This window comes from Microbacterium oxydans (genome assembly GCF_000956525.1).
Taxonomy (GTDB): Bacteria; Actinomycetota; Actinomycetes; order Actinomycetales; family Microbacteriaceae; genus Microbacterium; species Microbacterium oxydans_A.
The window spans coordinates 82,319-105,693 of sequence record NZ_JYIW01000019.1; the positions used below are offsets into that span (position 1 = coordinate 82,319).

22 protein-coding genes are annotated in these 23,375 nt (G+C 69.6%); 11 read left to right on the forward strand and 11 right to left on the reverse strand.

What is annotated here, in order from left to right:
- The first annotated feature begins 91 nt into the window (after positions 1-91).
- Both RS83_RS04065 and RS83_RS04070 read left to right on the forward strand, forming a co-directional pair.
- Entirely contained in the window at positions 92-802 is a 711-nt protein-coding gene (locus tag RS83_RS04065) for an NRDE family protein (RefSeq protein ID WP_045278241.1), read from the forward strand.
- 56 nt (positions 803-858) lie between these two features.
- Complete coding sequence (locus tag RS83_RS04070; protein WP_197072060.1) at positions 859-1,866, forward strand: LacI family DNA-binding transcriptional regulator; 1,008 nt, start codon at positions 859-861, stop codon at positions 1,864-1,866.
- A 31-nt stretch (positions 1,867-1,897) separates the two neighbouring features.
- Here the strand turns inward: RS83_RS04070 and RS83_RS04075 are convergent, their stop codons facing one another.
- Entirely contained in the window at positions 1,898-2,878 is a 981-nt protein-coding gene (locus tag RS83_RS04075; protein ID WP_045278242.1) for a GlxA family transcriptional regulator, read from the reverse strand.
- 85 nt (positions 2,879-2,963) lie between these two features.
- On the opposite strand from RS83_RS04075, the gene RS83_RS19170 reads away from it, so the two are divergent.
- Genes RS83_RS19170 through RS83_RS04090 form a run of 3 tightly spaced genes read left to right on the forward strand, consistent with a single transcriptional unit; the run spans position 2,964 to position 4,291 of the window.
- Positions 2,964-3,098 (forward strand): hypothetical protein, encoded by a 135-nt coding sequence (locus RS83_RS19170; protein WP_269429875.1) that lies wholly within the window; start codon positions 2,964-2,966, stop codon positions 3,096-3,098.
- Positions 3,099-3,107: 9 nt separating this feature from the next.
- The gene (locus RS83_RS04085; RefSeq protein WP_045278244.1) at positions 3,108-3,740 is read left to right on the forward strand and encodes a LysE family translocator; all 633 of its coding nucleotides are present in this window, start codon (positions 3,108-3,110) and stop codon (positions 3,738-3,740) included.
- A gap of 41 nt (positions 3,741-3,781) precedes the next feature.
- Positions 3,782-4,291, forward strand: a complete 510-nt coding sequence (locus tag RS83_RS04090) for a hypothetical protein (protein WP_045278245.1) — start codon at positions 3,782-3,784, stop codon at positions 4,289-4,291.
- Positions 4,292-4,316: 25 nt separating this feature from the next.
- Here the strand turns inward: RS83_RS04090 and RS83_RS04095 are convergent, their stop codons facing one another.
- Positions 4,317-5,552 (reverse strand): glycosyltransferase, encoded by a 1,236-nt coding sequence (locus RS83_RS04095; protein ID WP_045278246.1) that lies wholly within the window; start codon positions 5,550-5,552, stop codon positions 4,317-4,319.
- Between the two features lie 13 nt (positions 5,553-5,565).
- Positions 5,566-6,771 (reverse strand): glycosyltransferase, encoded by a 1,206-nt coding sequence (locus RS83_RS04100; RefSeq protein ID WP_045278247.1) that lies wholly within the window; start codon positions 6,769-6,771, stop codon positions 5,566-5,568.
- A gap of 172 nt (positions 6,772-6,943) precedes the next feature.
- Between RS83_RS04100 and RS83_RS04105 the strand changes: the two genes are divergently transcribed.
- Positions 6,944-7,531, forward strand: coding sequence for a hypothetical protein (locus RS83_RS04105; RefSeq protein ID WP_045278248.1), 588 nt, complete (start codon positions 6,944-6,946; stop codon positions 7,529-7,531).
- An 18-nt stretch (positions 7,532-7,549) separates the two neighbouring features.
- Here RS83_RS04105 and RS83_RS04110 read toward each other — a convergent pair whose 3' ends face one another.
- Positions 7,550-7,960, reverse strand: coding sequence for an MmcQ/YjbR family DNA-binding protein (locus RS83_RS04110; RefSeq protein WP_045278249.1), 411 nt, complete (start codon positions 7,958-7,960; stop codon positions 7,550-7,552).
- Between the two features lie 42 nt (positions 7,961-8,002).
- Between RS83_RS04110 and RS83_RS04115 the strand changes: the two genes are divergently transcribed.
- Entirely contained in the window at positions 8,003-9,352 is a 1,350-nt protein-coding gene (locus tag RS83_RS04115) for a DUF2252 domain-containing protein (RefSeq protein WP_045278250.1), read from the forward strand.
- A gap of 29 nt (positions 9,353-9,381) precedes the next feature.
- On the forward strand, positions 9,382-10,680 hold the full coding sequence (locus tag RS83_RS04120; RefSeq protein ID WP_045278251.1) for a glycoside hydrolase 5 family protein: 1,299 nt from the start codon (positions 9,382-9,384) through the stop codon (positions 10,678-10,680).
- Between the two features lie 98 nt (positions 10,681-10,778).
- On the opposite strand, the gene RS83_RS04125 is transcribed toward RS83_RS04120, so the two are convergent.
- Positions 10,779-11,792, reverse strand: coding sequence for a LacI family DNA-binding transcriptional regulator (locus RS83_RS04125; RefSeq protein WP_045278332.1), 1,014 nt, complete (start codon positions 11,790-11,792; stop codon positions 10,779-10,781).
- A 140-nt stretch (positions 11,793-11,932) separates the two neighbouring features.
- Between RS83_RS04125 and RS83_RS04130 the strand changes: the two genes are divergently transcribed.
- A complete protein-coding gene (locus RS83_RS04130; RefSeq protein ID WP_045278252.1) occupies positions 11,933-12,157 on the forward strand; it encodes a hypothetical protein in 225 nt (74 codons plus the stop codon).
- A gap of 87 nt (positions 12,158-12,244) precedes the next feature.
- Here the strand turns inward: RS83_RS04130 and RS83_RS04135 are convergent, their stop codons facing one another.
- From RS83_RS04135 to RS83_RS04150, 4 genes are all read right to left on the reverse strand, one after another.
- Entirely contained in the window at positions 12,245-13,879 is a 1,635-nt protein-coding gene (locus RS83_RS04135; RefSeq protein WP_045278253.1) for a fucose isomerase, read from the reverse strand.
- Positions 13,876-16,557, reverse strand: a complete 2,682-nt coding sequence (locus RS83_RS04140) for a GH116 family glycosyl-hydrolase (RefSeq protein WP_045278254.1) — start codon at positions 16,555-16,557, stop codon at positions 13,876-13,878. The genes RS83_RS04135 and RS83_RS04140 overlap by 4 nt, the downstream gene beginning before the upstream one ends.
- On the reverse strand, positions 16,554-18,047 hold the full coding sequence (locus RS83_RS04145) for an FGGY-family carbohydrate kinase (protein ID WP_045278255.1): 1,494 nt from the start codon (positions 18,045-18,047) through the stop codon (positions 16,554-16,556). The genes RS83_RS04140 and RS83_RS04145 overlap by 4 nt, the downstream gene beginning before the upstream one ends.
- Positions 18,048-18,199: 152 nt before the next feature.
- Positions 18,200-19,183: a LacI family DNA-binding transcriptional regulator gene (locus RS83_RS04150; protein WP_045278256.1), complete on the reverse strand. Its 984-nt coding sequence runs from the start codon at positions 19,181-19,183 to the stop codon at positions 18,200-18,202.
- Between the two features lie 102 nt (positions 19,184-19,285).
- Between RS83_RS04150 and RS83_RS04155 the strand changes: the two genes are divergently transcribed.
- Together RS83_RS04155 and RS83_RS04160 are read left to right on the forward strand one after the other, a co-directional pair.
- Entirely contained in the window at positions 19,286-20,419 is a 1,134-nt protein-coding gene (locus RS83_RS04155) for a glycoside hydrolase family 172 protein (protein ID WP_045278257.1), read from the forward strand.
- Between the two features lie 28 nt (positions 20,420-20,447).
- Complete coding sequence (locus RS83_RS04160; protein WP_045278258.1) at positions 20,448-21,290, forward strand: PhzF family phenazine biosynthesis protein; 843 nt, start codon at positions 20,448-20,450, stop codon at positions 21,288-21,290.
- Between the two features lie 59 nt (positions 21,291-21,349).
- Here the strand turns inward: RS83_RS04160 and RS83_RS04165 are convergent, their stop codons facing one another.
- Together RS83_RS04165 and RS83_RS04170 are read right to left on the reverse strand one after the other, a co-directional pair.
- Positions 21,350-22,450, reverse strand: a complete 1,101-nt coding sequence (locus RS83_RS04165; RefSeq protein WP_045278259.1) for a DUF4185 domain-containing protein — start codon at positions 22,448-22,450, stop codon at positions 21,350-21,352.
- A gap of 30 nt (positions 22,451-22,480) precedes the next feature.
- Positions 22,481-23,374, reverse strand: a complete 894-nt coding sequence (locus RS83_RS04170; RefSeq protein ID WP_045278260.1) for a carbohydrate ABC transporter permease — start codon at positions 23,372-23,374, stop codon at positions 22,481-22,483.
- Position 23,375 lies beyond the last annotated feature (1 nt).

Here is a 23,375-nt window from a genome sequence, read left to right on the forward strand (position 1 = left end):
GCAGGGAGGGCGCGAGCGGGCCGGAAGCTTTTGCAGCGACGGACACCGCAGCACGGATCCCCGGCGGGGTGGGCGACCTAGGATTGCGAGTGTGTGCACAGTCGTGATCGATGTCGAGGATGCTGCGTCCGCACGACTGCTGGCGGTGCGCGATGAGGACCCGGAGCGCGAGTGGGACGGCCTCGGCCCGTGGTGGCCCGAGCAGTACCCAGGCGTGATCGGCATCCGCGACCGCCGGGCGGGCGGCGCGTGGCTCGCGGTGAACCCGGCGGAGCGGCGGCTGGCCGTGCTCCTCAACCGCGCGGATGTGCGCGACCTGCCGGAGGAGCGGGCGGTGTCGCGCGGCTCCCTCGCTCTCGAGTCCGTCAGTGGGCGCTCCCCCGTCGGCGCGCTGCCGATGCACGGCTTCAACCTGCTCGAGGTCGGCCCCGACGGCGCCCGCGTCCTGTCGTGGGACGGCGTGACCCTGCGTGAGACGCCGGTCGCCCCCGGCACCCACATGATCGCGCACGATGACCTCGACGATGCGGTCACCCCGCGCATCCAGGCGTGGCTGCCGCGGTTCCGCGCGCTGGCGCCGGCCGCAGAACGCGCGGACTGGGCGCATGACTGGATCACCCTGCTCGCGGAGAGCGCCGAGCTCGCCCCGGAGGACGACCGCGCGATCATCCGCGACAACCGGCCGCACGGGTATCCCACGCAGTCGCTGCTGTACGCCACCGCATCCGTGACGCCCTCCGGGGTCGACGTGCACGATCACGCGCTTCCGTCGCCGGCGCACTGGGATCACGCGACTGCGTAGTCATCCGCGGGATCATCGCCGTTACGATGAGAATCCCGGCCGGAAGAGGAGCGACCATGCCGCCCAAGTCACGCGGAGTGACGAGCATCGATGTCGCGAAGGCGGCAGGCGTGTCGCAGACGACCGTGTCGAGGATCGTCAACGGCCATGCAGGCGTGTCCGATCGCATCCGCGCCAAGGTCGAGGCGGCGATCGAACAGCTCGGGTACCGCCCGAACCTCAGTGCGCGGAGCCTCGTCACGAGCCGCACGCAGACGATCGGCGTCGTGCTCGGCGATCCGCGCAACAGCTACTACGCCGAACTGCTGCACACGATCAGCGACGAGCTCTCCCTGGCCGGGTATCGGGCGCTCATCCTCAGCGGTCGCGCCGACACCACGGAAGACCTCGCGAGGACGCTCTGGGAGACCAACGTCGACGCGGTCATCCTCACCACGACGCTGCTGCCGGCGGATGACGAAGGACGCATCGTCTCGCTCGGCGTCCCCTCGGTCACGATGGGACCGGGAACCGCCCCTGAGACGGCCACGATCTCGCCCGACAACCTCGAGGGCGGGCGGATCGCCGGCCGCCACCTCGTCTCACTCGGGCACCGCCGCATCGGGGTGATCGCCGGGCCGCTGGGGGCGGCATCCGTCGCAGATCGTCACGACGGCTTCCTGCAGGAGCTGGATGCCGCCGGCGTGACGTTCGACGACGATCTGCTCGAAGTCGCCGACCTCGACTACACCCGCGCCTTCCAGGCGGCGACGCGGCTGCTGCAGCTGGCGACGCCGCCGACCGCGCTGTTCTGCCACAACGACCTCGTCGCCTTCGGAGCGCTCAACGCCGCGAAGGCGCTCGGCGTCTCGGTGCCGGAGGACGTGTCGATCCTCGGCTTCGACGACGTCGCGATGTCGTCCTGGGAGGCGTTCGACCTGACCACGGTCCGTCAGCCCATCACCGAGATGGCGCGCGGCGCGGTCGAGCTGACGCTCTCGCTGCTCGACGACCCGACGCAGGAGCGGGCGCACCTGGTGCTGCCGTGCACGCTGGTCGAGCGCTCGACGACCCGCCGGCTCTGAGCGGCCGACCCGACCGTCGGTGACCCGGTCGTCAGGCTGCGGACTCCGCACCAGCCGCGTCATCGGCGCAGGAGAACCGCGAGCGGTAGGCGGTCGGGGTGAGGCCGAGCACGCGCGCGAAGTTCTGCCGCAGCACGGCCGCCGAGCCGAAACCGCATTCATCGGCGATCTGCTCGAGCGGCAGGTCGGTGCGCTCGAGCAGCCGCTGCGCCTGGATGATGCGCTGCCTGGCGAGCCACGCGGCGGGCGTCGCGCCGTACTCCGCCTTGAAGCGCCGAGCGAACGTGCGAGGCGACATCAGGGCACGCGCCGCGAGCTGTTCGACACCGAGGTCGTCGCGCAGGTGCTCGACCGCCCAGTCGGCGACGGCGGAGAGCAGGTCGTTCGGCACCACCGGCAGCGGGCGGTCGATGAACTGCGCCTGCCCGCCATCGCGCTGCGGCGGAACCACCATGCGACGAGCGATGCGGTTCGTGAGCTCCGCGCCGAGTTCCTGACGCAGCAGGTGCAGGCAGGCGTCGATGCCGGCTGCGGTGCCCGCACTCGTGATGATCTTGCCGTCTTGCACGAAGAGCACATCGGGGTCGATGTCGATCTGCGGGTACATCTCCGCCATCACCTCCGAGTACATCCAGTGGGTCGTCGCCCGGCGTCCGTCGAGCACGCCCGCGGCGCCCAGGATGAATGATCCGCTGCACACGCTCATGACCCAGGCGTCACGGGCGACCGCATCGCGGGCCACGTCGAGCACGAGCGGGTCGATCCGGTCCCAGTGCGAGCGCGGCAGCGGGCAGAACACGACCAGGTCGGCCTCGTAGGCGAAGGAGAGGTCGTGCTCGACGTTGACCGAGAAGCCGATCTTCGAGGGCACGACGCCGATGCGCGGAGCCACGACTCGGAAGTCGAAGTTCGGCACGCCGTCATCCGAGCGATCGAGACCGAAGGCCTCGCAGGCGACGCCGAACTCGAACGGGGCGAATCCGTCCTGGATGATGCACGCGACCGTCTTCATGTGGACTCCCGGTTGGCAGTTTTCCTTCGACCAGCGTCTATTCTGCCACTCGTGGCCGTTCGACGTCGATCGTAGTGTTTCTGCCATGCTACTCCTCATCGCCCTCGCCGCCCTGGTCCTCTGGGCCACCATCGCCACCGTGGTCGAGCTGCGCCGCGACGGCTATCGGCAGCAGCCCACCGACTGGAACCGCGTCGGGGGCCACGACCCGCGGGTGTAGCGTCGGCTCATGCTCCCCCTCGACACCCTGATCGCCTTCGTCGTCACCTCCGTCGTGATCATCGTCATCCCCGGGCCCAGCGTGCTGTTCGTGATCGGCCGGTCACTCTCGCTCGGGCGTCGCGCGGGAGTGCTGAGCGTCGTCGGCAACGCCCTTGGCACCGTGCCGGCAGTGCTCGCGGTGGCCTTCGGCGTCGGAGCGATCGTCGCCTCATCCGTCGCCGCCTTCACCGTCATCAAGCTCGCCGGCGCCGCGTACCTCGTGTGGCTCGGCATCCAGGCCATCCGACACCGCCACGATCACCGCACCGATGCGACGCAGACGCCCGCGTCCACCGGGAAGCTCCTGCGCCAGGGGTTCATCGTGGGCATCACCAACCCCAAGACCATCGCATTCTTCGTCGCAGTGCTCCCCCAGTTCGTCGCCCCCTCGGCCGGTCCCGTCTGGATGCAGCTCCTGCTGCTCGGCCTGATCTTCCAGACCCTCGCGCTGGTGTGCGACAGCGTATGGGCACTCGCGGCCGGCACCGCCCGCGCCTGGTTCGCACGTTCGCCGCGCCGCATGTCGGGGCTGTCCGCGACCGGTGGGGCCATGATGATCGGGCTCGGCGGCACGCTCGCGTTCACCGGCGCGAAGAGCTGAACGCACCGCCGCTCCAACGACCCAGGACTACGCTCGTCGTCATGAGCGAGCCGCAGCAGCATCCTGTTCCGCCGTGGGCACAGCAGAGCGCCCCACCCGCGCCGCCGTCTGCCTCGCCCCTTCCGGCGGCGCCGCAGTACCCGGCGGCGCCCCAGTACCCGACAGCACCCCAGAACCCGGCAACCGCACAGTACCCGCCGGCCGCGCAGCATCCCGGAGCCGCTCCCGCCGCACCGCGGCAGGGCAACGTCCTCGGCCGTGTGGCCTTCATCGTGGCGCTCGTCACCCTCGCGATCGGGATGCTGTTCTCCCTGGCGCGACCGTTGATCTACTCCGTCGCCCAGTACACGGCATCCGCGATCGGCGGCCTCGAGGCACTGGTGGGTGTGGTGCCGCTCATCGGAGCGGTCGTCGCGCTCGTGCTCGGTCTCGTGGCGCTCCGGCGTCCGGCGCCGCACCTGCTCGCGGGAATCGCGATCGGCATCGCCGGCTCGCACATCCTGAGCGCCATGGCCGGGTGGGCGGGGGCGCTCCTCTCCCGCTTCTACTGAACCCGGGCGCTGCCACCGCGACGACTCAGCGGGTGGGCGCGAGTACCCGCTCGTAGACCTCGATCATCGCCGCCGTGCGCGACGACTGACGGAACCCCTCGACCACGGCTGGAACAGGCACTGGCGCGGTCCCTGCGGCGATGTCGCCGGCAGCGTCGCGCAGCGTGCGGGCGAGCGCCGAGATGCGCTCCGCCTCCTGCTCGCGAGAACCGGGTGCAGCCGATGACCCCGGCACCGCCCACAGGCCGCCTTCGAGTTCGGCGGCGATGTCGGGATCGCAGATGACCGAGGGCGTGCCGAGCGTCGCAGCCTCGAACGGGGTCATCCCCTGCGTCTCGAAGCCGATCGAGGTCTGCACGAGCGCGTCGGCGGCCGCGATGCGCGCCAGCGTCTGCGGGTAGGTGAGGCGACCGGAGAACCGCACGTGCGGGTGTCCGGCGACGATCTTCTCGGCCGCGGCGCGCTGCGCTCCCCCACCGATGATCTCCAGCTCGGCGTCGACCCCGGAGGCGATGAACGCGTCCAGGAACGGGAGCAGTCGCTTCTCCGGACTCATCCGCCCGAGCCACACGAACCGAGGGCGTCCCGGCTCGCGCTCGGCGGGAGCCGTCGCGAGCGTCGCGGCACGCACGTCGTCGTCGATGCCGTTCCAGATCACGTCGACCGGGGCGAACACGTCATGCTGCTCGAGACGACGCGCGAAATGCGTCGATGGCGCGGTGACCGCCGATGCACCGGCCGCGAGCCCGCGCAGGAACGCCCAGCCGTCGCTCCCCGCGACCGGCGCACCGATGCCGCGCAGCGCGGCACGCCGCCAGATGTTGAGCACGCCGAGCACCGGCCGGTGCAATGGCGTGACCGCGGCGATGCCGACGTCGACGCGGTTGTGCATCGTGTGGACCACGGGGATGCCGTGGCGGGCGGCGTAGCGGTGGCCGATGAACGCACCCCAGAAGTCCGCCTGCACGTGCACGATGTCGACTGGCGGACGCCGCGACATCGCGCGGTCGAGGATGCGGTCGGTCGCGCGGCCCGGCCAGCTCATCGAGTACTCACGGTCGGTGGTGACCGGCATCGACGGCAGATCGACGTCGTCGGTCGGGCGCGCAGACGGCGCTGCCGCACGCGGCCCGTGCATGCGCGGAGCGACGACGGTCACGGTGTGGCCTGCGCGCTCGAGGAACTCCCGCTGCAGTCGCATCGAGACCTGGGCACCGCCGAGCGAATCGAGGTGCTGATCGCCGAAGAAGACGATGTGCATGCGGGCGCCTCGACTACTCGGGCAGGGGCTGGTCGCGGTACAGCGCCTCGAACGTGTCGAGCGTGCGGTTGATGTCGTGGATGGCCACGCCGTCGACGGATGCCTGCTGCATCCGCGCGTACTCTGCGGGCTCCGCCGTCAGCACATCGGTCAACCGGGCGGCGAGCTGGTCGACATCACCGGGCGGGAACAGGTAGCCGTTCTCGCCGTCGTGCACGAGGTGCGGGAGGGCGACGGCATCCGCCGCGACGATCGGGAGCGCCGAGGCCATGGCCTCCATGGTCGCGATCGACTGCAGCTCGGCGATCGAGGCGATCACGAACAGGCTGGCCTGCGACAGCAGCGCCCGCAGCTCCTCATCGGAGGTGCGTCCGTGGAAGGTCACGCGGTCGGCGAGCCCGAGCTTCGCCGCGAGCGACTCGAGCTGCTTGCGCTGGTCGCCGCCGCCGACGATGTCGAACGTGGTGCCGAGCGCCGGGTCGAGCTTGGTCATCGCATGCAGGATGACCTCGACCTGCTTCTCGGCGGTGAGGCGGCCGACGAAGATGATGCGGTTCTGCTCGCGCGGTGCGATCACGGGGGTGTACTGCGATGCGTCGATGCCGCAGCTGACCGGGATGACTCCGGAGACGTCGATCGAGCCCTCGAGGAAGTCCGCGGCGCGACGCGTCGGTGTCGTGATCGCTCTGGTGCGGTCGAAGGTGCGCTTCGCGTCGCCCCAGGCCCACTTCAGGATCGCGTTGTCGACGAATGTCGGCAGCATGCTGTGGTCGAGGATGTTCTCGGCCATCACGTGGTTCGTGGCGATCACGGGGATGCCTCGTTCCTCCGCGATGGATGCCAGGCCGCGACCGATCACGATGTGCGACTGGATGTGCACCACGTCGGGCTTGACCTCGTCGAGGATCTTCCGCACATAGGGCTTCACACGCCACGGCCACACGAAGCGCAGCCAATCGTGCGGGGGCCAGCGCACCGACGGCAGGCGGTGCAGCGTCATCGGCTCACCCTCGATCACCTCGGTGCGCGGCTTTGCACGGCGGTAGGCCACGTTCGGCGCCACCACGTGCACGTCATGGCCGCGCTGGACGAGTCCGGCGGCGAGACGTTCGGCGAAGCGCGCGGCTCCGTTGATGTCGGGGGCGAAGGTGTCGCAGCCGATCAGGATGCGCAACGGTCGCTCCGCGGGAGCACTCGGATCAGAGGGGGAAGAGGACATGCTGCCTTACGGTACGGCGGCCAAGGAAAGCCCTGGTCGGGGCGCTGCCACTCTACCCGAGCGCCCTGCGCGTCCGGCTGAGGCGTACCGACATCCCCAGCACCGCGACACCACCGCGCGTCCGTCTGCCATCCGTACCGCCATCCCCAGCCGGAACCCGTACCGTTGAGTCATGCGACTGACTGCCGACGCCGATCCAGCGCTGTGGATCCCCGTGACGGACTCGCTGGGCTGGCGAGGACGACGCCACCGCAAGGCCGCGATCCGGATGCTGCTGGGCCAGGCGAACACCGCGCTCGGTGCCACCGAGCGCCCCGGCTCGCGCTTCGGCGCGTGGGCGATGAGTCAGGCGGCGCCGTTCATGATGAAGCAGGCCGATGGCCGCGTACTCGTGTGGACGTGGAAGGCGGAGCCGGAGTTGATCGTGGCGATTGCGACCGCGCAGCAGCTCACGCCTGACATCCGGATCGCGCGGGCGTCGATGCCCATGGAGTACGACGACACGGTGTCGTTCCCGACGCGTCTCGGCGTCGGCGAGAAGCTGCTCGTACCGATGCCGTCAACGCCGACCGATCCCCCGTTCGCGACCTACACGTGGGACACCGGCACACATCTCGTGACGCTCACCGCGATGTGCAGCGACCGGGAGCGCTTCGGGGTGCTGACGGGCGCGCTCGACGATCTCGCCCGGAGCATCCGCATCGCCGATGATCTCACCGGGGGCGAATCGCCTGACGTGCTGCGGTTGCCGCCCGCCTGAATCAGGAACGCACGCCACTCATCGCAGCCCGCGTTCGGCGAGCCAGGCCTGCGCGACCTTCGGCGGCACCCGGGTCAGCCAGGCATCCGTGATGATCTCGGCGAGCCGGTCACGATCGACGGCATCCAGCCGCACGAGCAGCCCAGGGTATCCGTCGAAGTGCGGGATCGAGAAGTAGACCTCCGGGGATGCCGCGAGCAGCTCGTCCTTCTCCTCCAGCGTCGCGACTCGCACTGCGATCACCGCACCGCCCGGCCACTCCCGCCCCAGGTCGGCGAGCTGTCGCAGGTCCGTCGCGCGCAGGCCCCGCACGCCCGCGAACTGCCCGCTCGCCACCCGCCACGCCGGGTCACCCGTGTGCCCGTTCGCGCGCTCCTCGACACCGGGCAGGGCGAGGGCGATCGCACGCACCTCGTCGATGGTCGCCATGCAGCCATCGTCTCGCCTGCGCGCGCCTGCCACAATGACCCCATGCACGAGTGGACTCCGCCGGCCTCGCGCCGCGCCCTCCTCGACCACGGCGTCGCCGCCAGGAAGCGAACGCCCCGCGGCGCCCTCGCGGAGATCCCGACCGGTCCACGCGATCCGCTCGGCATCCTCGACGCGCAGAACCGCGACCGTATCGCCGAGCTGGTCCCGCTGCGCACCGAGCGCATGTCGGCGAGCCCCTTCGCGTTCTACCGGGGAACGGCGGCGCTGATGGCCGCCGACCTCGCGGATGCCCCGCACAGCGGCATCCTGGTCGCCTCGTGCGGCGACGCCCACGTGTCGAACTTCGGCTTCTACGCCTCGGCGCAACGCAGCCTCCTGTTCGACCTCAACGACTTCGACGAGGCCGCGTGGGCTCCCTGGGAGTGGGACGTCAAGCGGCTGGTCGCCAGCATCGTGGTCGGTGGGCAGGCATCGGGGAGGACGGACGCCGTGATCGACGAGGCCGTGCTCGCAGCGGTCGCCGCCTACGCACGGGGCATCGAGCGGGCCACGGCCCTCAGCCCGACCGCACGCTACTTCACGCACTTCGACGTGGAGTCGTCGCGGAGCATGCTCGACAAGGCATCGCAGAAGGCGACCCGCAGCGCGATCCGTCAGGCGCAGCGTCGAACCGGTGAACGCGCGGTGCTGAGACTGACGGAGGAGGACGCCGACGGTCGCCGCCGGTTCCGCCACGACGCGCCGACCATGACCATGGCCGGCGCCGAGGTGCTCGACCGCGTGCACGACCTGGTCGCGCAGTACCGGCGCACCGCGAGTCCGGACATCGCGCTGCTCTTCGAGCACTTCTCGGTGAGCGACGTCGCCCGCCGCGTGGTCGGCGTCGGCAGCGTGGGCACTCGCTGCTACCTGGTGCTCTTCCAGGACGGCGAGGGCAGCACCGTGCTGATGCAGCCCAAGCAGGCGTCACGCAGCGTGCTGGTCGAGTACGGCGGCATCGAGCAGCCGGCGTCGCTGCAGGAGATGATCGAGACCTCAGGAGAGGGTGCGCGGGTCGTCTCGATGCAGCGCATCCTGCAGGCGCTCTCGGATCCGTTCCTCGGCCATCTGCGCGGACCGGAGGCCGACTACTACGTGCGGCAGTTCCACGACATGAAGGGGAGCATCGAGGTCGAGGAGCTCGACGACGGCCCCTTCGTCACCTATGCCCAGGCCTGCGCCGCGACGATCGCCCGCGCGCACAGCCAGTCCGTCTCGGCATCCGTCGTCGCCGGCTACCTCGGCAGCGGACGCGTCGTCGGTCAGGCGTTGCTCGAGTGGGCGCACGCGTACGCCGCGATCTCACTCGCCGATTTCCAGGCGTTCCGCGCGCGAACTAAACCGGTATAGTGGGCGCAATCCGCCGGAAGGAACCACCGATGCACACCCCCGCCCCGCTGCGCTTCGGCGCCAACTACACGCCGCGCGCGCAGTGGATGCACGCGTGGATGAAGCTCGACCTCGACGAGGTGCGCCGCGACTTCGCCGCACTCGCCGAACTCGGCCTCGACCACCTGCGCATCTTCCCGCTGTGGACGGTGCTGCAGCCGAACCGCACACTGATCCGCCCGGAAGCCGTCGACGACGTGCGCGCCGTGGTCGATGTCGCAGCGGAGTTCGGACTCGACGCGAGCGTCGACGTGATCCAGGGACACCTGTCGAGCTTCGACTTCATCCCCTCCTGGCTGTTCACCTGGCACGACAAGAACATGTTCACGCACCCGGACGCCCTGAGCGGTCAGGCCGAGCTGGTCACCCGCCTCGGCGAGCGCCTGGGCGACGCCTCGAACTTCCTCGGCTTCACGCTGGGCAACGAGACGAACCAGTTCTCGGCGCAGACGCATCCCTCCCCCTGGCCGGTCACCGAAGCGGAAGCCGCGAACTGGATCACCACACTGCTGGATGCCGCGCACGCCTCCGCCCCGGCGCAGCAGCATGTGCACAGCGAGTACGACGCCGCCTGGTACATGGACGGCCACGGGTTCACCCCGGCGCTGGCCTCGCGCCTCGGCGACATCACGACGGTGCACTCCTGGATCTTCAACGGCACGGCGCAGAGGTACGGCGGGCGCTCCGTGGCATCCGATCGCCATGCCGAGTACATGATCGAGCTGGCGCGGGCATTCGCGACCGACCCGACCAAGCCGATCTGGCTGCAGGAGGTCGGCGCCCCCTCGAACTGCCTCACGCCGGAGCAGACCCCGGACTTCCTCGAGGCGACGCTGCGTTCGGTCGTCCGCACCGACGGCCTGTGGGGCGTGACCTGGTGGTGCTCGCACGACGTGAGCCGCAGCCTGGCCGACTTCCCCGAGCTCGAGTACACGCTCGGCCTGGTCGATCAGCACGGCGAGGCCAAGCCGATCGGCCGCCGCTTCGCAGAGCTCATCCCCGAGCTGCGCGAGCGGCAGCCGGCACCTGCCCGCACGCTCGGCATCGTGGTCGAGGTCGACGAGGCGGAGACACCGCTCAGCCGAGGCGCGATGAGCCCAGGCGGCACGATCTTCCAGGCCTGGGTCGACGCGTGCGAGGCGGGGGCGGATCCCGCCTTCGTGACGTCGAAGGATGCGGACGACCCTGCTGTGCTCGCTGCGCGCGGCATCACGCAACTGGTGCGCCCGGTGGTCGAGCCCTGGTCGTACGCCTCGCAGAACACGGTCGTCGAGCACCGGGCGGTGTAGGTGCGGCGCTCCGGTCGCACGGGGCGTTCCGGTCGCACTTCGTGCCGCCGGCGCGTGCGCGGGGCAGCAGCAACTGCGACCGGAAGCGGGTATCCGGGCTAGCGCGGCGGGGCCGTGCTGTCGCGTACCGTCAGTCGCGGCACGGCGGCGGCTCGGTCAGGAAGCACGTCGGGGGCATCGATCTGCTCGAGCAGGAACGCCGCGGCATCAGCGCCGAGACCGAAGGTGTCTCGCGTCATGCAGGTGATCGACGGGTGCACGAGGGCAGCGACCACGGAGTCGTCGAACGATGCGATCGACAGGGCGGCCGGCACCGAGATGCCTCGCTCCTGCGCCGCGCGGAGTCCGGCGATCGCCATCACGTCGTTGTCGAACACGACGGCGGTCGGTGGCGCAGGACGGTCGAGCAGTTCATGCAATGCTGCGGATGCCGCAGCCGGCGAGGAGTCCGTCGCGATGACGTGGGCGTGGTCGGCCGTGGCCGCGAGCACCTCGGCGCGCAGCTTCGTGTGCTGGAACTCCGCCGGCCCTGCGACGTAGGCGATGTCGCCGTGCCCGAGCTCGACCAGGTGTGCGAACAGCGTCGCAGCGACGCGGCGGTCGTCGACCCAGAGCGTGGCCGGGTCGCCGGGCCGGGAGGCGACGCTGCCGATCACGATCGCGGGCAGTCCCAGCGCTCGCAGCGCCGGGAGCCGAGGGTCGTCGTCGCGCGGGTCGATCACGATGACGCCGTCGACCTGATGCGCGCTGCGCCACCGACGGTGGGTGGCGAGCTCATCGTCGACCGAGGCGACGATGGCGGTCTGCAGCGCGGTGCGATGCGGCGCGAGGGCGGACTGCACTCCGGCGACGAGGTCGGTGAAGAACGCCTCGGCGCCGAGCGTGCGGGCAGGGCGGTTCACGGCGAAGCCGATCACGCCGGCGCGCGCACCCGTCAGCGCCCTGGCCGTCGAGCTCGGCAGCCAGTCGTGCTCGGCGGCGACCGCGAGGATTCGCTGCCGGGTCTCGTCACTCACTCCCGGTCGACCGTTCAGCGCGAACGACACGGCACCGGGTGAGACGCCTGCGAGGCGCGCGATGTCGGTGATCGTCACGCGCTTGGCCGGGGGCATCCCCTCACTGTAGCGATCCATTCGAACGACTCCTGCTGCACCGGCAGCGCACTGAGCGAGTTGTCCACCGCTCCTGCGCCAGCGGCCCAGGAGCACCGGAATACCGTGACAGCCTGGCCGTCCGGACGCACACTGGAGGCATGCGATTGAACGACCCACAGGTATGGACACTCATCGGGGTGTTCGCTGCGGTCATGCTGGGCGGCATGACGCTCATGACCACGCAACTGAGCCGCATCATCCGCGCCGAGGTCGGCCGCGTCGAGGGGGTGCTCTCGGCACGAATCGAATCCATCGATCGCCGTCTGGAAGAACTCGACACGGAGCTGACGAACCTCGCGACGCGCTTCTGGCGCTCGCAGTAGCGGCGGCCAGCAGAGGGGCCCCAGACGTGAACCCAGCGGGGACGGACGCCACCGGCATCCGTCCCCGCATTCAGCCAGCCAGCCAACTCAGATCGCGACGTCTCCGACCAGGTTGACCTTGATGCCCATGCCTGCGAACATCGCCGCCTTGGCGATCAGCGCCTTGTCGGCCGTCTCGGCGTCCGGCGCGTAGACGGTCTGGGCGTGGTTGGCCTTGTGCCGGGCCATGAACTGGTCGCGCGAGATGCCGTGCAGCACGACATGCGCGATCGGCCACTCGGGATTCGTGGCGTCCTTGCGGCGCGTGGTCTCCTCGGCCGGCAGCTCGACGACGGATGCGCGGAAGATGTCGGCCTGCAGGATGCCGTCGGCGATGAACACCCGCGACAGCACGAGCTCGCCCGGCTTCGATACGCCGTTGATCGTCGCGCCGCCCGCCGGGAAGAACACGTGACCCTGACGCCAGCCCTCGGCGTTCTGCCATCCGCCGAGGTGCGAGGCCGGCACCGACCCCGAGATCTCGTAGACCCACACGAACTGGCCGTCGTAGTCCTCGCCCCAGCGCACATCGTGCAGCGTGTTGTCGGGCACCAGGCCCATCGCGCGCCACACACGATCGGTCACGAGCGCGTCGACCGCGACGCCCTCGTCGGCCTCGTTGAAGTGCGGGAACGCGCGTCCTTCATGCAGCACGCGCGAGCCGTCGCGCGAGGTCACCGGCGGGCGCTCGGTGGAGTTCAGGATGCCCTCGGCGAGGTCGGACGCCGGCACGAGGTCCTTCAGGCCCTGCTGGTACTGGATGCCCACCGCGTCGAGCCCGAAATCGTCGGCGATGCGGAGCGCAGCGATGTACATCTTCAGCTGCCACTGCACCTGCTCGCGGGTGAGTTCGGTCGCTGCGTCCTCGCCGTAGATGAAGGTCATCCCCGCCTCGATCAGCCAGTCGTAGGCGGCATCCGCCTCGCCTTCGGTGACGTTCAGCATCTCGGCGTACAGGGCCGACTGCGACAGGCGCTCCTTGTAGATGCCGGTCCTGTTGAGCAGCTCGTCGTCGAAGATCGCGTTGTACATGCCCATGCAGCCCTCGTCGAAGACGCCGATGATGGCCTTCTCGGCGAGCAGTTCGGCGGCGAGCGCCTCGCCGAGCGCCTTCTCCGGGCTGTCCGGCAGCTCGGGCAGCGCGCGCACGTGCGAGGCATCGTGCGTGATCGACCCGGTCTCGGTCCACTCCTTGATGCCGTTCTTGAACCAGTCGTCGCTGAAGTCGACCGACCAGATCGAGGCGTACGGCTTGTCCATCTTGGTGAGGCCGGCGTTCAGGCCGAGGAGTCCGACGAGTCCCGGCCAGTCACCCGCGAAGTTCGCGACCGTCAGGATCGGGCCCTCGTGCGTGCGGAGCCCTGCGAGCACGTGGTGCGAGTACTGCCAGACGGCCTCGGCGACGATGAGCGGAGCATCCGTTGGGATGTTCTTGAAGACCTCGAGTCCCATGCGCTGGCTCGAGATGAAGCCGTGGCCCGTCGCCGGGTCGACCTCGTTGGCGCGGATGACGGTCCAGCCGAGATCCTTGAACACGCCGGTGACGCCCGCTTCGAGTTCGACCTGGACCGGCCAGCCGCCGGTGTTGGCGGCTTCGCGCAGGTCGCCGGAGGCGATCAGGTACGCGGTCTTGGGCGCGGATGCCGGACGGGATGCCGGGGTCGGCAGGGTGTAGGTGGTCATGATGCCTCCGGGGTTGGGGTCTGGGTGAGCGGTGCGCGATGGGCCGCGCCCGCTCGGAGTCGGATGCCGCGGCCGATGGTCCGGTCGCGGAGCTGCAGTTCGGCGAGGTCGAGCGTGCCACCGTCGAGATGCAGGGTGAGGGACTCGTCGTCGATCTCGACGCGCCCCCAGCCCGTGCCGGTCGTGAACAGGAACTTCTGGGTCGCTGAGCCCACACCCTGGGTCGCTGAGCCCACACCCTGGGTCGCTGAGCCCACACCCTGGGTCGCTGAGGTTGCCGAAGCGCTCGGCGCGAAGGACAGCACCCGGCTCTGCGCGTCCCACTGCGCGCCGCTCGCACCGAGCAGCAGCGCCCAGGATGCGAGCGAGCGGGCGTAGTGGTTGCCGCATTCGATCTCGTTCCAGGGGCTGCGGTGCGTGCCGTCGTAGCGGGCGCGCAGCGCGGTCTCGACGCGGAGCGCGTCGTCGTGGCGGCCGGCGAACAGCAACGAGGCCGCGACCTGGTGCTCGATCCCCGTCCACACCTCGTCGGAGTAGACGAAGGGGATCGCCGGACGCCCGCCGCGCGGCCAGGACGCCAGCAGCAGCCCGCCCTCCTCGTTCAGGGCGTAGACGCGCTGCGTGCTCTCGTGCGCCGAGAGGTCGTCGCGGTGGTTGTGCGCCACGATCGCGGCGAGCGCCGAGTCGACGCGTTCCGCGGGAAGGATGTGGCCGAGGCCGTTGACGTAGGCGTGGAACTGACCGAGCAGCTGATCCGAGAGCACGCCGTCGCCGTACTGGTAGCGGTACGCATCGGCATCGTCGATCACCTGGCGGTAGTACTCGCCGTTCCAGAGCGTCTCGTCCATGGCGGCCGCGACGTGGTCGGCTCGAGCGGTCCAGTCCGCTGCGCGGGCGGGCTCGCCGAGGTGGGCGGCCATCCGAGCACCCGCACGGAGCGCGGCGAGGTACACGCCGTTCGCGAGCGGCTCCGCCCCGTGGAACTCGATGTCGTAGGTGTTGTGCATCTCGCCGTCGAGCAGGCCGTCGCCGTCGCGGTCCCACTCGCGGATCGCGTAGTCCAGCGTGCGGGATGCCGCGGGCCACAGTTCCCGAAGGAAGTCGTCGTCGCCGCTGAACCGCCACTCGCGGTGCAGTCGCAGCAGGGTGCCGAGTTGTCCGTCGACGGCGGGGCCCATGAACCAGGAGGGTCCGCCGAAGATGCGGTTCCCGCGGAACTTCTGGGCGCCGGAGTCGTCGGTCTCGAGCAGGTACTCTGCGCGACGCGCGCTGCGCTCCAGCGAGGGGAACAGCCAGGCGAGGGTCTGCGCGTAGGACCAGACGTGCGTGCAGGTGCCCTCGCACGAGCCGCCGTGGTCGAACGACCCCTCCCATGCTGCGAACACCGGCCCCTCCCCCAGCTCGGGGTTCGGCGACGCCAGCACGAAGCCTGTCGTGGAGCGGGCGGCGGCGATGTTGGCGCCGATCGCGTCGATCAGCACCGGGTCGAGGGTGCCGCCGTAGAGCGCCTCGACGAAGGCATCCGTCGTGGCCTCCAGCTGCGGCAGTCCGGCGTGCAGGTGTCTGGCCGCTGCCCAGGCGTCGGGCCAGAGGGTCGCGTAGTGGTTCTGCACGACTTCCCCGCCCTTCGACAAGCTCAGGGACCCATCGGGGGAGCCCAGGGACCCGTCCTGGATGATGTGCCCGTGCCAGCCGCGACGGCGGTTCGGGAAGCTCCACGCCAGCACGAACTCGAAGTCGCGGCTCTCACCGGGAGCGAGCGTGTGCACGATGCCGAGCGAGCCGGTGCGCAGCCGCGGGAGCTTGGCGAGCATCTCGGCCTCGGTGAGCGGTTCGCCCTTCGACGAGCTCGGCGCCCCGCTCTCGTCGAGCTCGGCGAACAGCCCGCGCGGGCGATCCTCCAGGGTGAGCCGCGGTTCGGCCGCCAGCAGCCCGTCGTCGGTCAGGTCGTTCCAGAACAGGCGAGCACCGTCGGGCCAGTAGCTCGTGACCCACTGCGGTTTCGCGGTGGTCGAGGCATCCGTCGTCGTCAGGCTGAGCGTGCCGTGACCGGGGTCGTCCGTCGGCAGATCGATGCCGAAGTCGAGTCCGCGCACATCGCCGTCGTCGCGCCAGCGAACGGTCTGGGTGGCTCGCATCCCCCACGGCGCATCCGGTCCCGGCGTGCCGCGTCCGGCGGTGTGCGAGACGCTGCCGACGACGGTCACGGCGACCGGCACGGCGCCTGGGTTCGTCACCCGGTACCTGAGCACGGCTGCCGGGATGCCGGATGCGTCGGCGTCGAGCGGCACGAGCGGCGTGAAGGCGTGCAGCGACACCTCGACCGGCAGCACCGAGTCGGTGAAGTCGACATCGACGACGGGGTACTCGCCGTGCAGTGTGGCGCCATCGAGTCGAGGGAGCCCTGCGAGCTGCTCGAAGGGGTAGCCGGCATCCGCATCGTGGCGGCCGGTGAGCCGGGCTTCCAGCACCCGGGTGACTGCGTCGCCGCCCTCTGGCGCTGCGTGGATCGCGAAGAAGGAGTGCGGGTTGCGTCGCCCCTTGTCCGGGAGGTTCTCGAACTCCCAGTCGCGCAGCTCGCCGCGGGCGCCGATCGATACGTTGCCCGTGCCGATGCCGCCGAGCGGGAAGGCGGTCACCTGCGAGGTGTGCGGGATGCCCCTGGCACGGCGCGTCATGCCGACACCCCGCGCTGCGTCGCCGCGAGCTCGTGCACGACGTCTTCGGATCGCTCGTACAGGCGCACGTAGCGGTCGAAGAGTGCGTCGTAGCGGGGGCGCAGCGACTCGTCCGGTCGGATGCGCTGCGCGATCGGGTTCCAGTCGGTGATCGATGGTGCGGCATCCGATGCGGCAGTCGCGGTCGCGGCCAGGAATGCGGCACCGTAGCTCGCGCCGATCGTCGTCTCCGGCACCTCCTGCACGAGTCCGGTGACGTCGGACACGACCTGCAGCCAGAGCTGCCCCTGGGTGCCGCCGCCCACCGCGACGATGCGACGGATGTCCGCCCCGGCGGCCCGCATGGTCTCGACGTTGTGCCTGACGCCGAGCGCCGTGGCCTCGAGCGCCGCGCGATACAGGTCGCCTCGCGTGTGCTCGAGGGTGAGGCCGGCGATCACACCGCGGGCATCGGGATCCTGGATCGGGGTCCGCTCCCCGGCGAAGTACGGGAGCATGAGCAGCCCGTTGGCGCCGGGCCCCGACTCTGCGGCTTCGGCGAGCAGCTGCGGGTAGTCCGCGCCGGTCAGCCCCTTCAACCAGGCGGTGAGCGCACCGGAGGTCGAGAGGCCGCCCGCGAGGTTGCGGGTGCCGGCGAACGCGCCGGCGGTCGTCCACATCGACGGGGTGCGCAGCGTCTCGTCGCCGGTCGTCACCAGGAACATGGTCGTGCCGTACATCAGCATCAGGTCGCCGACCTCGTGCGCCCCGACGCTGACGGCCTCGGTCCAGGCGTCGATCGTGCCGGTGATGACAGGGGTCCCGATGGGGATGCCGGTGGCGGATGCCGCCTCCGCCGTCACGCGTCCGGCGATGTCGCCGGCCCAGGCGAGCGGCGGTTGCTCGATGCGCTCGGCGTACCGCGTCCACCACGGCTCGTGCCAGCGCTCCTGCTCGATGTCGTAGAGCGGCGAGACCTGGCTGGCCGACTGGTGGTCGAGCACGTAGGCGCCGGTGAGCTTGCGGGCGAGCCAGGAGGCGGGCATGAACAGGCGGCGGGCGCGCGCCCAGGTATCCGGCTCCTCTTCGGCGATCCACGCGATCTTCGGGCCGCCAGCCTGCGAGGTGAGGGTCGAGCCGCCGACGCGGGTGATCTCGTCGATACCGAGCTCTTCGGTGATGCGCTGGATCTGGGCCGTCGAGCGGGTGTCGACGCCGTAGAGGATGGCCGGCCGCACGGGCTCGTCGCGCTCGTCCGCGAGCACGACGCACGGGCCCATGCCGCTGACTCCGACGCCGACGACCTCGGCGTCAGGCACTGCCGCGAGAAGCTCTCGTGCGATGTCGATGAACTCGTCCCACCAGATCCGGGCGTCCATCTCGACCCAGCCGCTGTGCGGACGATCAACGTCGTGCGCCCTGGTCGCGGAGTGCAGGATCGCGCCGTCGACATCGACCAGCACACCCTTGCTGCTGGATGTGCCGATATCCACCCCGAGGGTGCAGCGCATGGTGTCCTCCTTGAAACCCGAGCCACAGAATCTGAAACCTGTCGTCACTGTACGCGAAATCGATTTCATGACGCAAGCGGCAGTGCCGTGCGTTGCATGAACACAGGCCGCGAATGCGGCGGCGAGGCGAGCGAGGCCTGCCGGAGGACGGCTCAGGCCCGCGGGCTCGCCGGCTGCACCTCGTTGCGCAGCACGACGGTGCGAGCCGGCTGATCGTCTCCGGCGATGCGCTCCAGCAGCATCCGAGCCGCGGTAACTCCCATGTGCCGAGCCGGCAGCCGCACGACGGTGACCGCGGTGGGCGACAGCGTCGTGAAGGGCAGCGAGCCGATCACGGCGACGCCGACCTCGGGAGGCGTGAGCCCGTGCTCGGTCAGCACCTGGATCGCGCCGACGCCGATGAGGTTGTTTCCGGCGACCACCGCATCCGGGGGTTCCGGCAGCGCCAGCAGCTCCTCCATCGCGGCGCGGCCGCCGTCGACGCGGAAGGTCGCGAAGCGCGCCAGCTCGACGAGGTCGAGGTCGGGGTGCGCCGCGGAGAGCGCAGCCCGCCACCCGGCCGCACGCTCTGCCGCGGTATCGATGTGCTCCGGCCCACCGATGTAGGCGATACGGCGGTATCCCGCGTTGATCAGGTCGTTCGTCGCCGAGGTGCCGGCAGCGCGGTTGGCCATGACGACGCCGTCGATGTCGTAGGTCGTGCCGCGGTCGACTGCGACGACCGGTCGACCGGTCGCGAGGATGCTGCCGAGATCCGACTGCTCATCGGCCGTCGCGATGATGATGCCTGACATGTGCTCGGCGATCGCGATCCGCAGATACGTCGCCTCCTTCTCGAGCTGCGCATCCGTGTTGCACAGCACGACCGAGTACCCGGCCTCCGATGCGACATCCTCGACGCCGCGGGCCATCTCGGTGAAGTACGGATTCTCGATGTCGGGGATGACGAGCGCGATGACCTCAGAGCTCTGACGGCGCAGGGTGCGGGCGGTGCGGTTCGGCGTGAAACTGAGCTTCTCCGCCGCGAGCCGCACGGCTGCGACCTTCTCCTCCGACACGCTCGTGCCGTTGAAGACGCGGGAGACCGTCGCCGGAGACACGCCGGCGAGCTCCGCGACGTCGTAGATCGTAGCCATACACCCTCACTGCCTCTCCGGCCTGACCGGAGGTGAAGCAACAGTATCGCGCACGCATCCGATGTCTAGAGATCTGATGTGAAATCGATTACATTGGCGCCCATGACTTCTGCAACCTCAGATCTGGCGTCCCTCGCAGCGTTGCGACCGGTCCAGACCCGATCCATCTCGCCGGAGAACTTCGACGGTTCCGCTGGGGGCGGAGGCCGGGCGACCGAGGGCACGGGCGCATCATGCGCACGCGACCTCGGCCCCGGCTGGAAGATCTCGCCCAGCATGGACATCAAGGCCGGCGAGACGCTCGAACTCGCGAACATCCAGGGCGCTGGCAAGATCACGCACATCTGGATCACGACGCACACCGACAACTGGCGCACGCTGCTGCTGCGCGCCTATTGGGACGGTTCGGACGAGCCGGCGGTCGAGGTCCCCTACGGCGACTTCTTCTGCAACGGATGGGGCGTGTTCGCGCAGGTGAACTCGCAGACGATCGCAGCGAACCCGCACGGCGGCTTCAACTCCTACTGGCCGATGCCGTTCAGGGACGGTGCCAGGCTGACCATCGAGAACACCTCGGTCGTCGATGTGCGCGTCTACTACCAGGTGACCTACGAGGTCGGCGGCGACCATTCCAACGATGCCTATTTCCATGCGCAGTGGCGGCGATCGAACCCCCTGGAAGACCTCACCCCGCATGTGATCCTCGAGGGCATCGAAGGGCAGGGGCAGTACGTCGGCACCTACATCGCCTGGGGTGTGAACTCGAACGGCTGGTGGGGCGAGGGCGAGATCAAGTTCTACCTCGACGACGACACCGACTACCCGACCATCTGCGGCACCGGCACCGAGGACTACTTCGGCGGCGCCTGGAACTTCGATATCCCGGGGAAGGGCTACACCGAGTTCTCGACGCCGTACCTCGGGATGCCGCAGGTCATCCGACCGGACGGGTTGTACGTGAGCCAGCAGCGGTTCGGCATGTACCGCTGGCACCTGCTCGACCCGATCCACTTCTCGACCGGTATCCCGAAGGTCGACATCCAGGCTCTGGGGTGGCGGAGCGGCTGGCGCTACCTCCCGCTCCGCGACGACATCGCCTCGACCGCGCTGTTCTACCTCGACCGGCCCACCGCGCGTCGCCCGAAGACCCCGACGGCCGACGACCTGGAGGTCCACCTAGGAACCGCTCCGGTGCCGGACATCGGCGCGTCGCCATCGCGCGAGCCACAGGACTGACCAGCTGATCGCCCGATACTCTGCAGGGATGCAACGCAGATTCCGGCAGGTCGACGTGTTCGGCGAGACCCCCGGCACCGGGAATCCGGTCGCCGTGGTGCTCGATGCAGAGGGCCTCGGCGACGACGACCTGCGCCGGTTCTCGGCCTGGACCAACCTCTCCGAATGCACCTTCGTGCTGCCCCCGACCGATCCTTCGGCGGACTACCGAGTGCGCATCTTCAGCCTGCACACCGAGCTTCCGTTCGCCGGGCATCCCACACTGGGAACCGCCAGGGCATGGCTCGATGCCGGCGGCGTCCCCTCGGCCCCCGACATCGTGGTGCAGCAGTGCGAGGCGGGCCTGATCCCGGTGCGAGTCGACGGCGATCGCCTCGCCTTCGCCTCACCGCCGCGGATCCGCTCCGGTGCAGTCGCACCCGAGCTCATCAGGACGCTGACCGAGATCCTCGGCATCGGTCATGAGACGGTGCTGGCGGCCGAGTGGCTCGACAACGGGCCCGGATGGGTGGGGCTGCTGCTCGACGGCGCTGACACGGTGCTCGGCATCCGCCCTGATGCATCAGCCCATCCCGGTCGGTGGGACATCGGTGTGATCGGCGCTCAGGAACCCGGCTCGGAGACCGCCTTCGAACTGCGCGCCTTCTTCACGGACGGCGACGAACCGCTCAGGGAGGACCCGGTGACCGGCAGCCTGAACGCCGCGGCTGCGGAGTGGCTGATCGCGACGGGCCGCGCACACCCGCCGTATCTCACGGCTCAGGGCACGGCGATCGGACGCCGCGGCCGGGTGCTGATCGCCCACGATGCCGACCGGGTGTGGGTCGGCGGCCGCGCCGATGTGATCCTCTCCGGCCACGCCGAGCTCTGACCGCCGCACTCTGACCGTCGCACTGTGACCGCCGCAGAGGGCGACGCTGCGGTCGGGTCTCAGACCAATCCCTGCACCCGGAACTGCTCGGAGTGGTAGACGCTGTTGTCGCTCGTCTTCCATTGGCTGACGCTGAGGTGCAGATCAGACAGCGTCGATCCGGGGATGATGTAGCCGCCGTACAGCTGTGCGACGTGCGAGGCATCCTCCGTGTTCCACTCCGTGCCGGTGAGCAGCGTGGTCTTGGTCGCGGTGTAGAGGTTGTCGGTCGGCGTATTCAGCACCATCGCGTCGATCCGGTACCCCGGGCCGTTGAACCACGTGAGGATCCACTTGCCGCCGAGCGGCCGCAGGCACATCTCGCCGAAGCCGCCTGACAGCACCTCCGTGACCGGTTTGCCCCAGCCCCATGAGCCGTTCGCGAAGCCCCACGGCTGATACGCCGAGAGCGTGGTCATGCTGTTCGACGGCACGCGGTAGAGCACGATGCCCTTGTCGCGCTGGAAGCCGGTGCCGTAGATGTACACGTAGCCGTCGTTGCCGAGCCCCCACGTGATGCACTGGAACTTCCCCCCTGCCATGTCGGCCGGGAACTGCAGTCCGGTGTGCTGCCAGGTGGCGCCGTTGTCGTCGGACTTCCACAGCTCCGTCCAGCGGACGACCCCGAACTGCGGTCCGTTCACGATCGCATGCAGGTACATGCGCGATCCGATCGTGATCACGTCGGACGGGATCACGGTGGTGAAGTACGCGTCGTGCGGGTAGTACCAGAGCTGCGGCGCCGTGCCCTGCGTGTTCGCGCCCGCCCCGGCGCATCCGTTGAACGTGACGCCGGCATTGAGGTTCGTGGTCGACGAGTACAGTGCGACCGGCGAGCGCCAGTTCGTGCCGCCCACCCCGTCGGCCCAGGTGTCGCCGAACATGAACAGCATCCGCCCATCCGGGGTGCGCACCGGGATGCCGAGGTCGGTCGCACCGACCCCGTACTGCACCGGACTCTGCGTGCCGGCGAGCACCTTGATGCGCGACACCGTGAGTCCTGCCGCGCTGGCGGGTGCCGGGACCGCGGTCGAGGCGAGGAACGCCGCTCCCACCGCCACTGCTCCCTGCAGCACTCCCCTGCGACTGATCCGTGGTCCGTGCGTGTTGTCGGTCTCCATCGACCTCTCCTCTCGGTCCTGCAACTGGTGTTACTTCAGACCCGCCATCTTGATGTTGCCGATGATCTGCCGCTGGAAGATCAGGAACAGGATGATCACGGGCGCCGCCGCGAGCACGGATCCCGCCATCAGCAGCCCGAGCTCGGTGCTGCGCTCGGAGCGGAACGTGGCCAGATACTGCTGGAGCACGAACTTGTCCGGCGAGGTGATCGTGAGGATCGGCCAGACGTACGAGTTCCAGTAGGCGAGGAACGCCGTGATCCCCATGACGACGAACGGCGGCTTCGACAGCGGCAGGAAGATGCGCACGAAGATGCCGAATCTGCCGCATCCGTCGAGCATCGCCGCCTCCTCGAGGCTCTTCGGGATGTTCAGGTAGAACTGGCGGATGAAGAACACCATGCCGGCGCTCGCGAGCCCCGGGATCACGAGCACGCTCAGGGTGTCGAGCATCGAGAGTCGCGTGACGACGATGAAGCTGGTGAGCAGGATCGTCATCCCCGGGATGAACATCGTGGTGATCACGATCCCCCAGATCAGCCCTTTGAAGCGGAAGTCGAGGCGAGCGAATGCGTATGCGGCGAGCGAGTTGACCGCGAGACTTCCCACGGTGAACAGCACGGCACCGAAGAACGTCCACAGCAGCGTCCGCAGGAAGGTGGGGTCGGCCAGGATCTGGGTATAGTTCTGCCAGAGCCAGACCTCGGGGAAGAACTGGAACGGCGTCTCGACGACTTCCGTCTTCGACTTGAACCCGGCGATGATCATCCAGGCGAGCGGGAACAGCGATGCGATGACGAACATCGCCCCGACGATCACCTTGCCGAGGACGATCAGCCAGCCTCCCGCGCTGCGAGGCGTGCGGGTCGAGCGCGGCTCCTTGCCGGCGAGCACGATACGGGTGGTCTCCTGCATGACGGCCATC

What these genes read in the sequence shown, in the direction of transcription:
- RS83_RS04110 (WP_045278249.1), bottom strand. Translation starts at nt 7,960, where the DNA reads ATGGCGACCATCGACGAGGTGCGTGCGATCGCCCTCGCCCTGCCCGGT.
- RS83_RS04170 (WP_045278260.1), bottom strand. Translation starts at nt 23,374, where the DNA reads ATGGCCGTCATGCAGGAGACCACCCGTATCGTGCTCGCCGGCAAGGAG.
- RS83_RS04075 (WP_045278242.1), bottom strand. Translation starts at nt 2,878, where the DNA reads ATGAAGACGGTCGCGTGCATCATCCAGGACGGATTCGCCCCGTTCGAG.
- RS83_RS04115 (WP_045278250.1), top strand. Translation starts at nt 8,003, where the DNA reads ATGCACGAGTGGACTCCGCCGGCCTCGCGCCGCGCCCTCCTCGACCAC.
- RS83_RS04135 (WP_045278253.1), bottom strand. Translation starts at nt 13,879, where the DNA reads ATGACCACCTACACCCTGCCGACCCCGGCATCCCGTCCGGCATCCGCG.
- RS83_RS04155 (WP_045278257.1), top strand. Translation starts at nt 19,286, where the DNA reads ATGACTTCTGCAACCTCAGATCTGGCGTCCCTCGCAGCGTTGCGACCG.
- RS83_RS04160 (WP_045278258.1), top strand. Translation starts at nt 20,448, where the DNA reads ATGCAACGCAGATTCCGGCAGGTCGACGTGTTCGGCGAGACCCCCGGC.
- RS83_RS04150 (WP_045278256.1), bottom strand. Translation starts at nt 19,183, where the DNA reads ATGGCTACGATCTACGACGTCGCGGAGCTCGCCGGCGTGTCTCCGGCG.
- RS83_RS04105 (WP_045278248.1), top strand. Translation starts at nt 6,944, where the DNA reads ATGCGACTGACTGCCGACGCCGATCCAGCGCTGTGGATCCCCGTGACG.
- RS83_RS04140 (WP_045278254.1), bottom strand. Translation starts at nt 16,557, where the DNA reads ATGACGCGCCGTGCCAGGGGCATCCCGCACACCTCGCAGGTGACCGCC.
- RS83_RS04130 (WP_045278252.1), top strand. Translation starts at nt 11,933, where the DNA reads ATGCGATTGAACGACCCACAGGTATGGACACTCATCGGGGTGTTCGCT.
- RS83_RS04120 (WP_045278251.1), top strand. Translation starts at nt 9,382, where the DNA reads ATGCACACCCCCGCCCCGCTGCGCTTCGGCGCCAACTACACGCCGCGC.
- RS83_RS04100 (WP_045278247.1), bottom strand. Translation starts at nt 6,771, where the DNA reads ATGTCCTCTTCCCCCTCTGATCCGAGTGCTCCCGCGGAGCGACCGTTG.
- RS83_RS04090 (WP_045278245.1), top strand. Translation starts at nt 3,782, where the DNA reads ATGAGCGAGCCGCAGCAGCATCCTGTTCCGCCGTGGGCACAGCAGAGC.
- RS83_RS04165 (WP_045278259.1), bottom strand. Translation starts at nt 22,450, where the DNA reads ATGGAGACCGACAACACGCACGGACCACGGATCAGTCGCAGGGGAGTG.
- RS83_RS04085 (WP_045278244.1), top strand. Translation starts at nt 3,108, where the DNA reads ATGCTCCCCCTCGACACCCTGATCGCCTTCGTCGTCACCTCCGTCGTG.
- RS83_RS04145 (WP_045278255.1), bottom strand. Translation starts at nt 18,047, where the DNA reads ATGCGCTGCACCCTCGGGGTGGATATCGGCACATCCAGCAGCAAGGGT.
- RS83_RS04125 (WP_045278332.1), bottom strand. Translation starts at nt 11,792, where the DNA reads ATGCCCCCGGCCAAGCGCGTGACGATCACCGACATCGCGCGCCTCGCA.
- RS83_RS04070 (WP_197072060.1), top strand. Translation starts at nt 859, where the DNA reads ATGCCGCCCAAGTCACGCGGAGTGACGAGCATCGATGTCGCGAAGGCG.
- RS83_RS19170 (WP_269429875.1), top strand. Translation starts at nt 2,964, where the DNA reads ATGCTACTCCTCATCGCCCTCGCCGCCCTGGTCCTCTGGGCCACCATC.
- RS83_RS04095 (WP_045278246.1), bottom strand. Translation starts at nt 5,552, where the DNA reads ATGCACATCGTCTTCTTCGGCGATCAGCACCTCGATTCGCTCGGCGGT.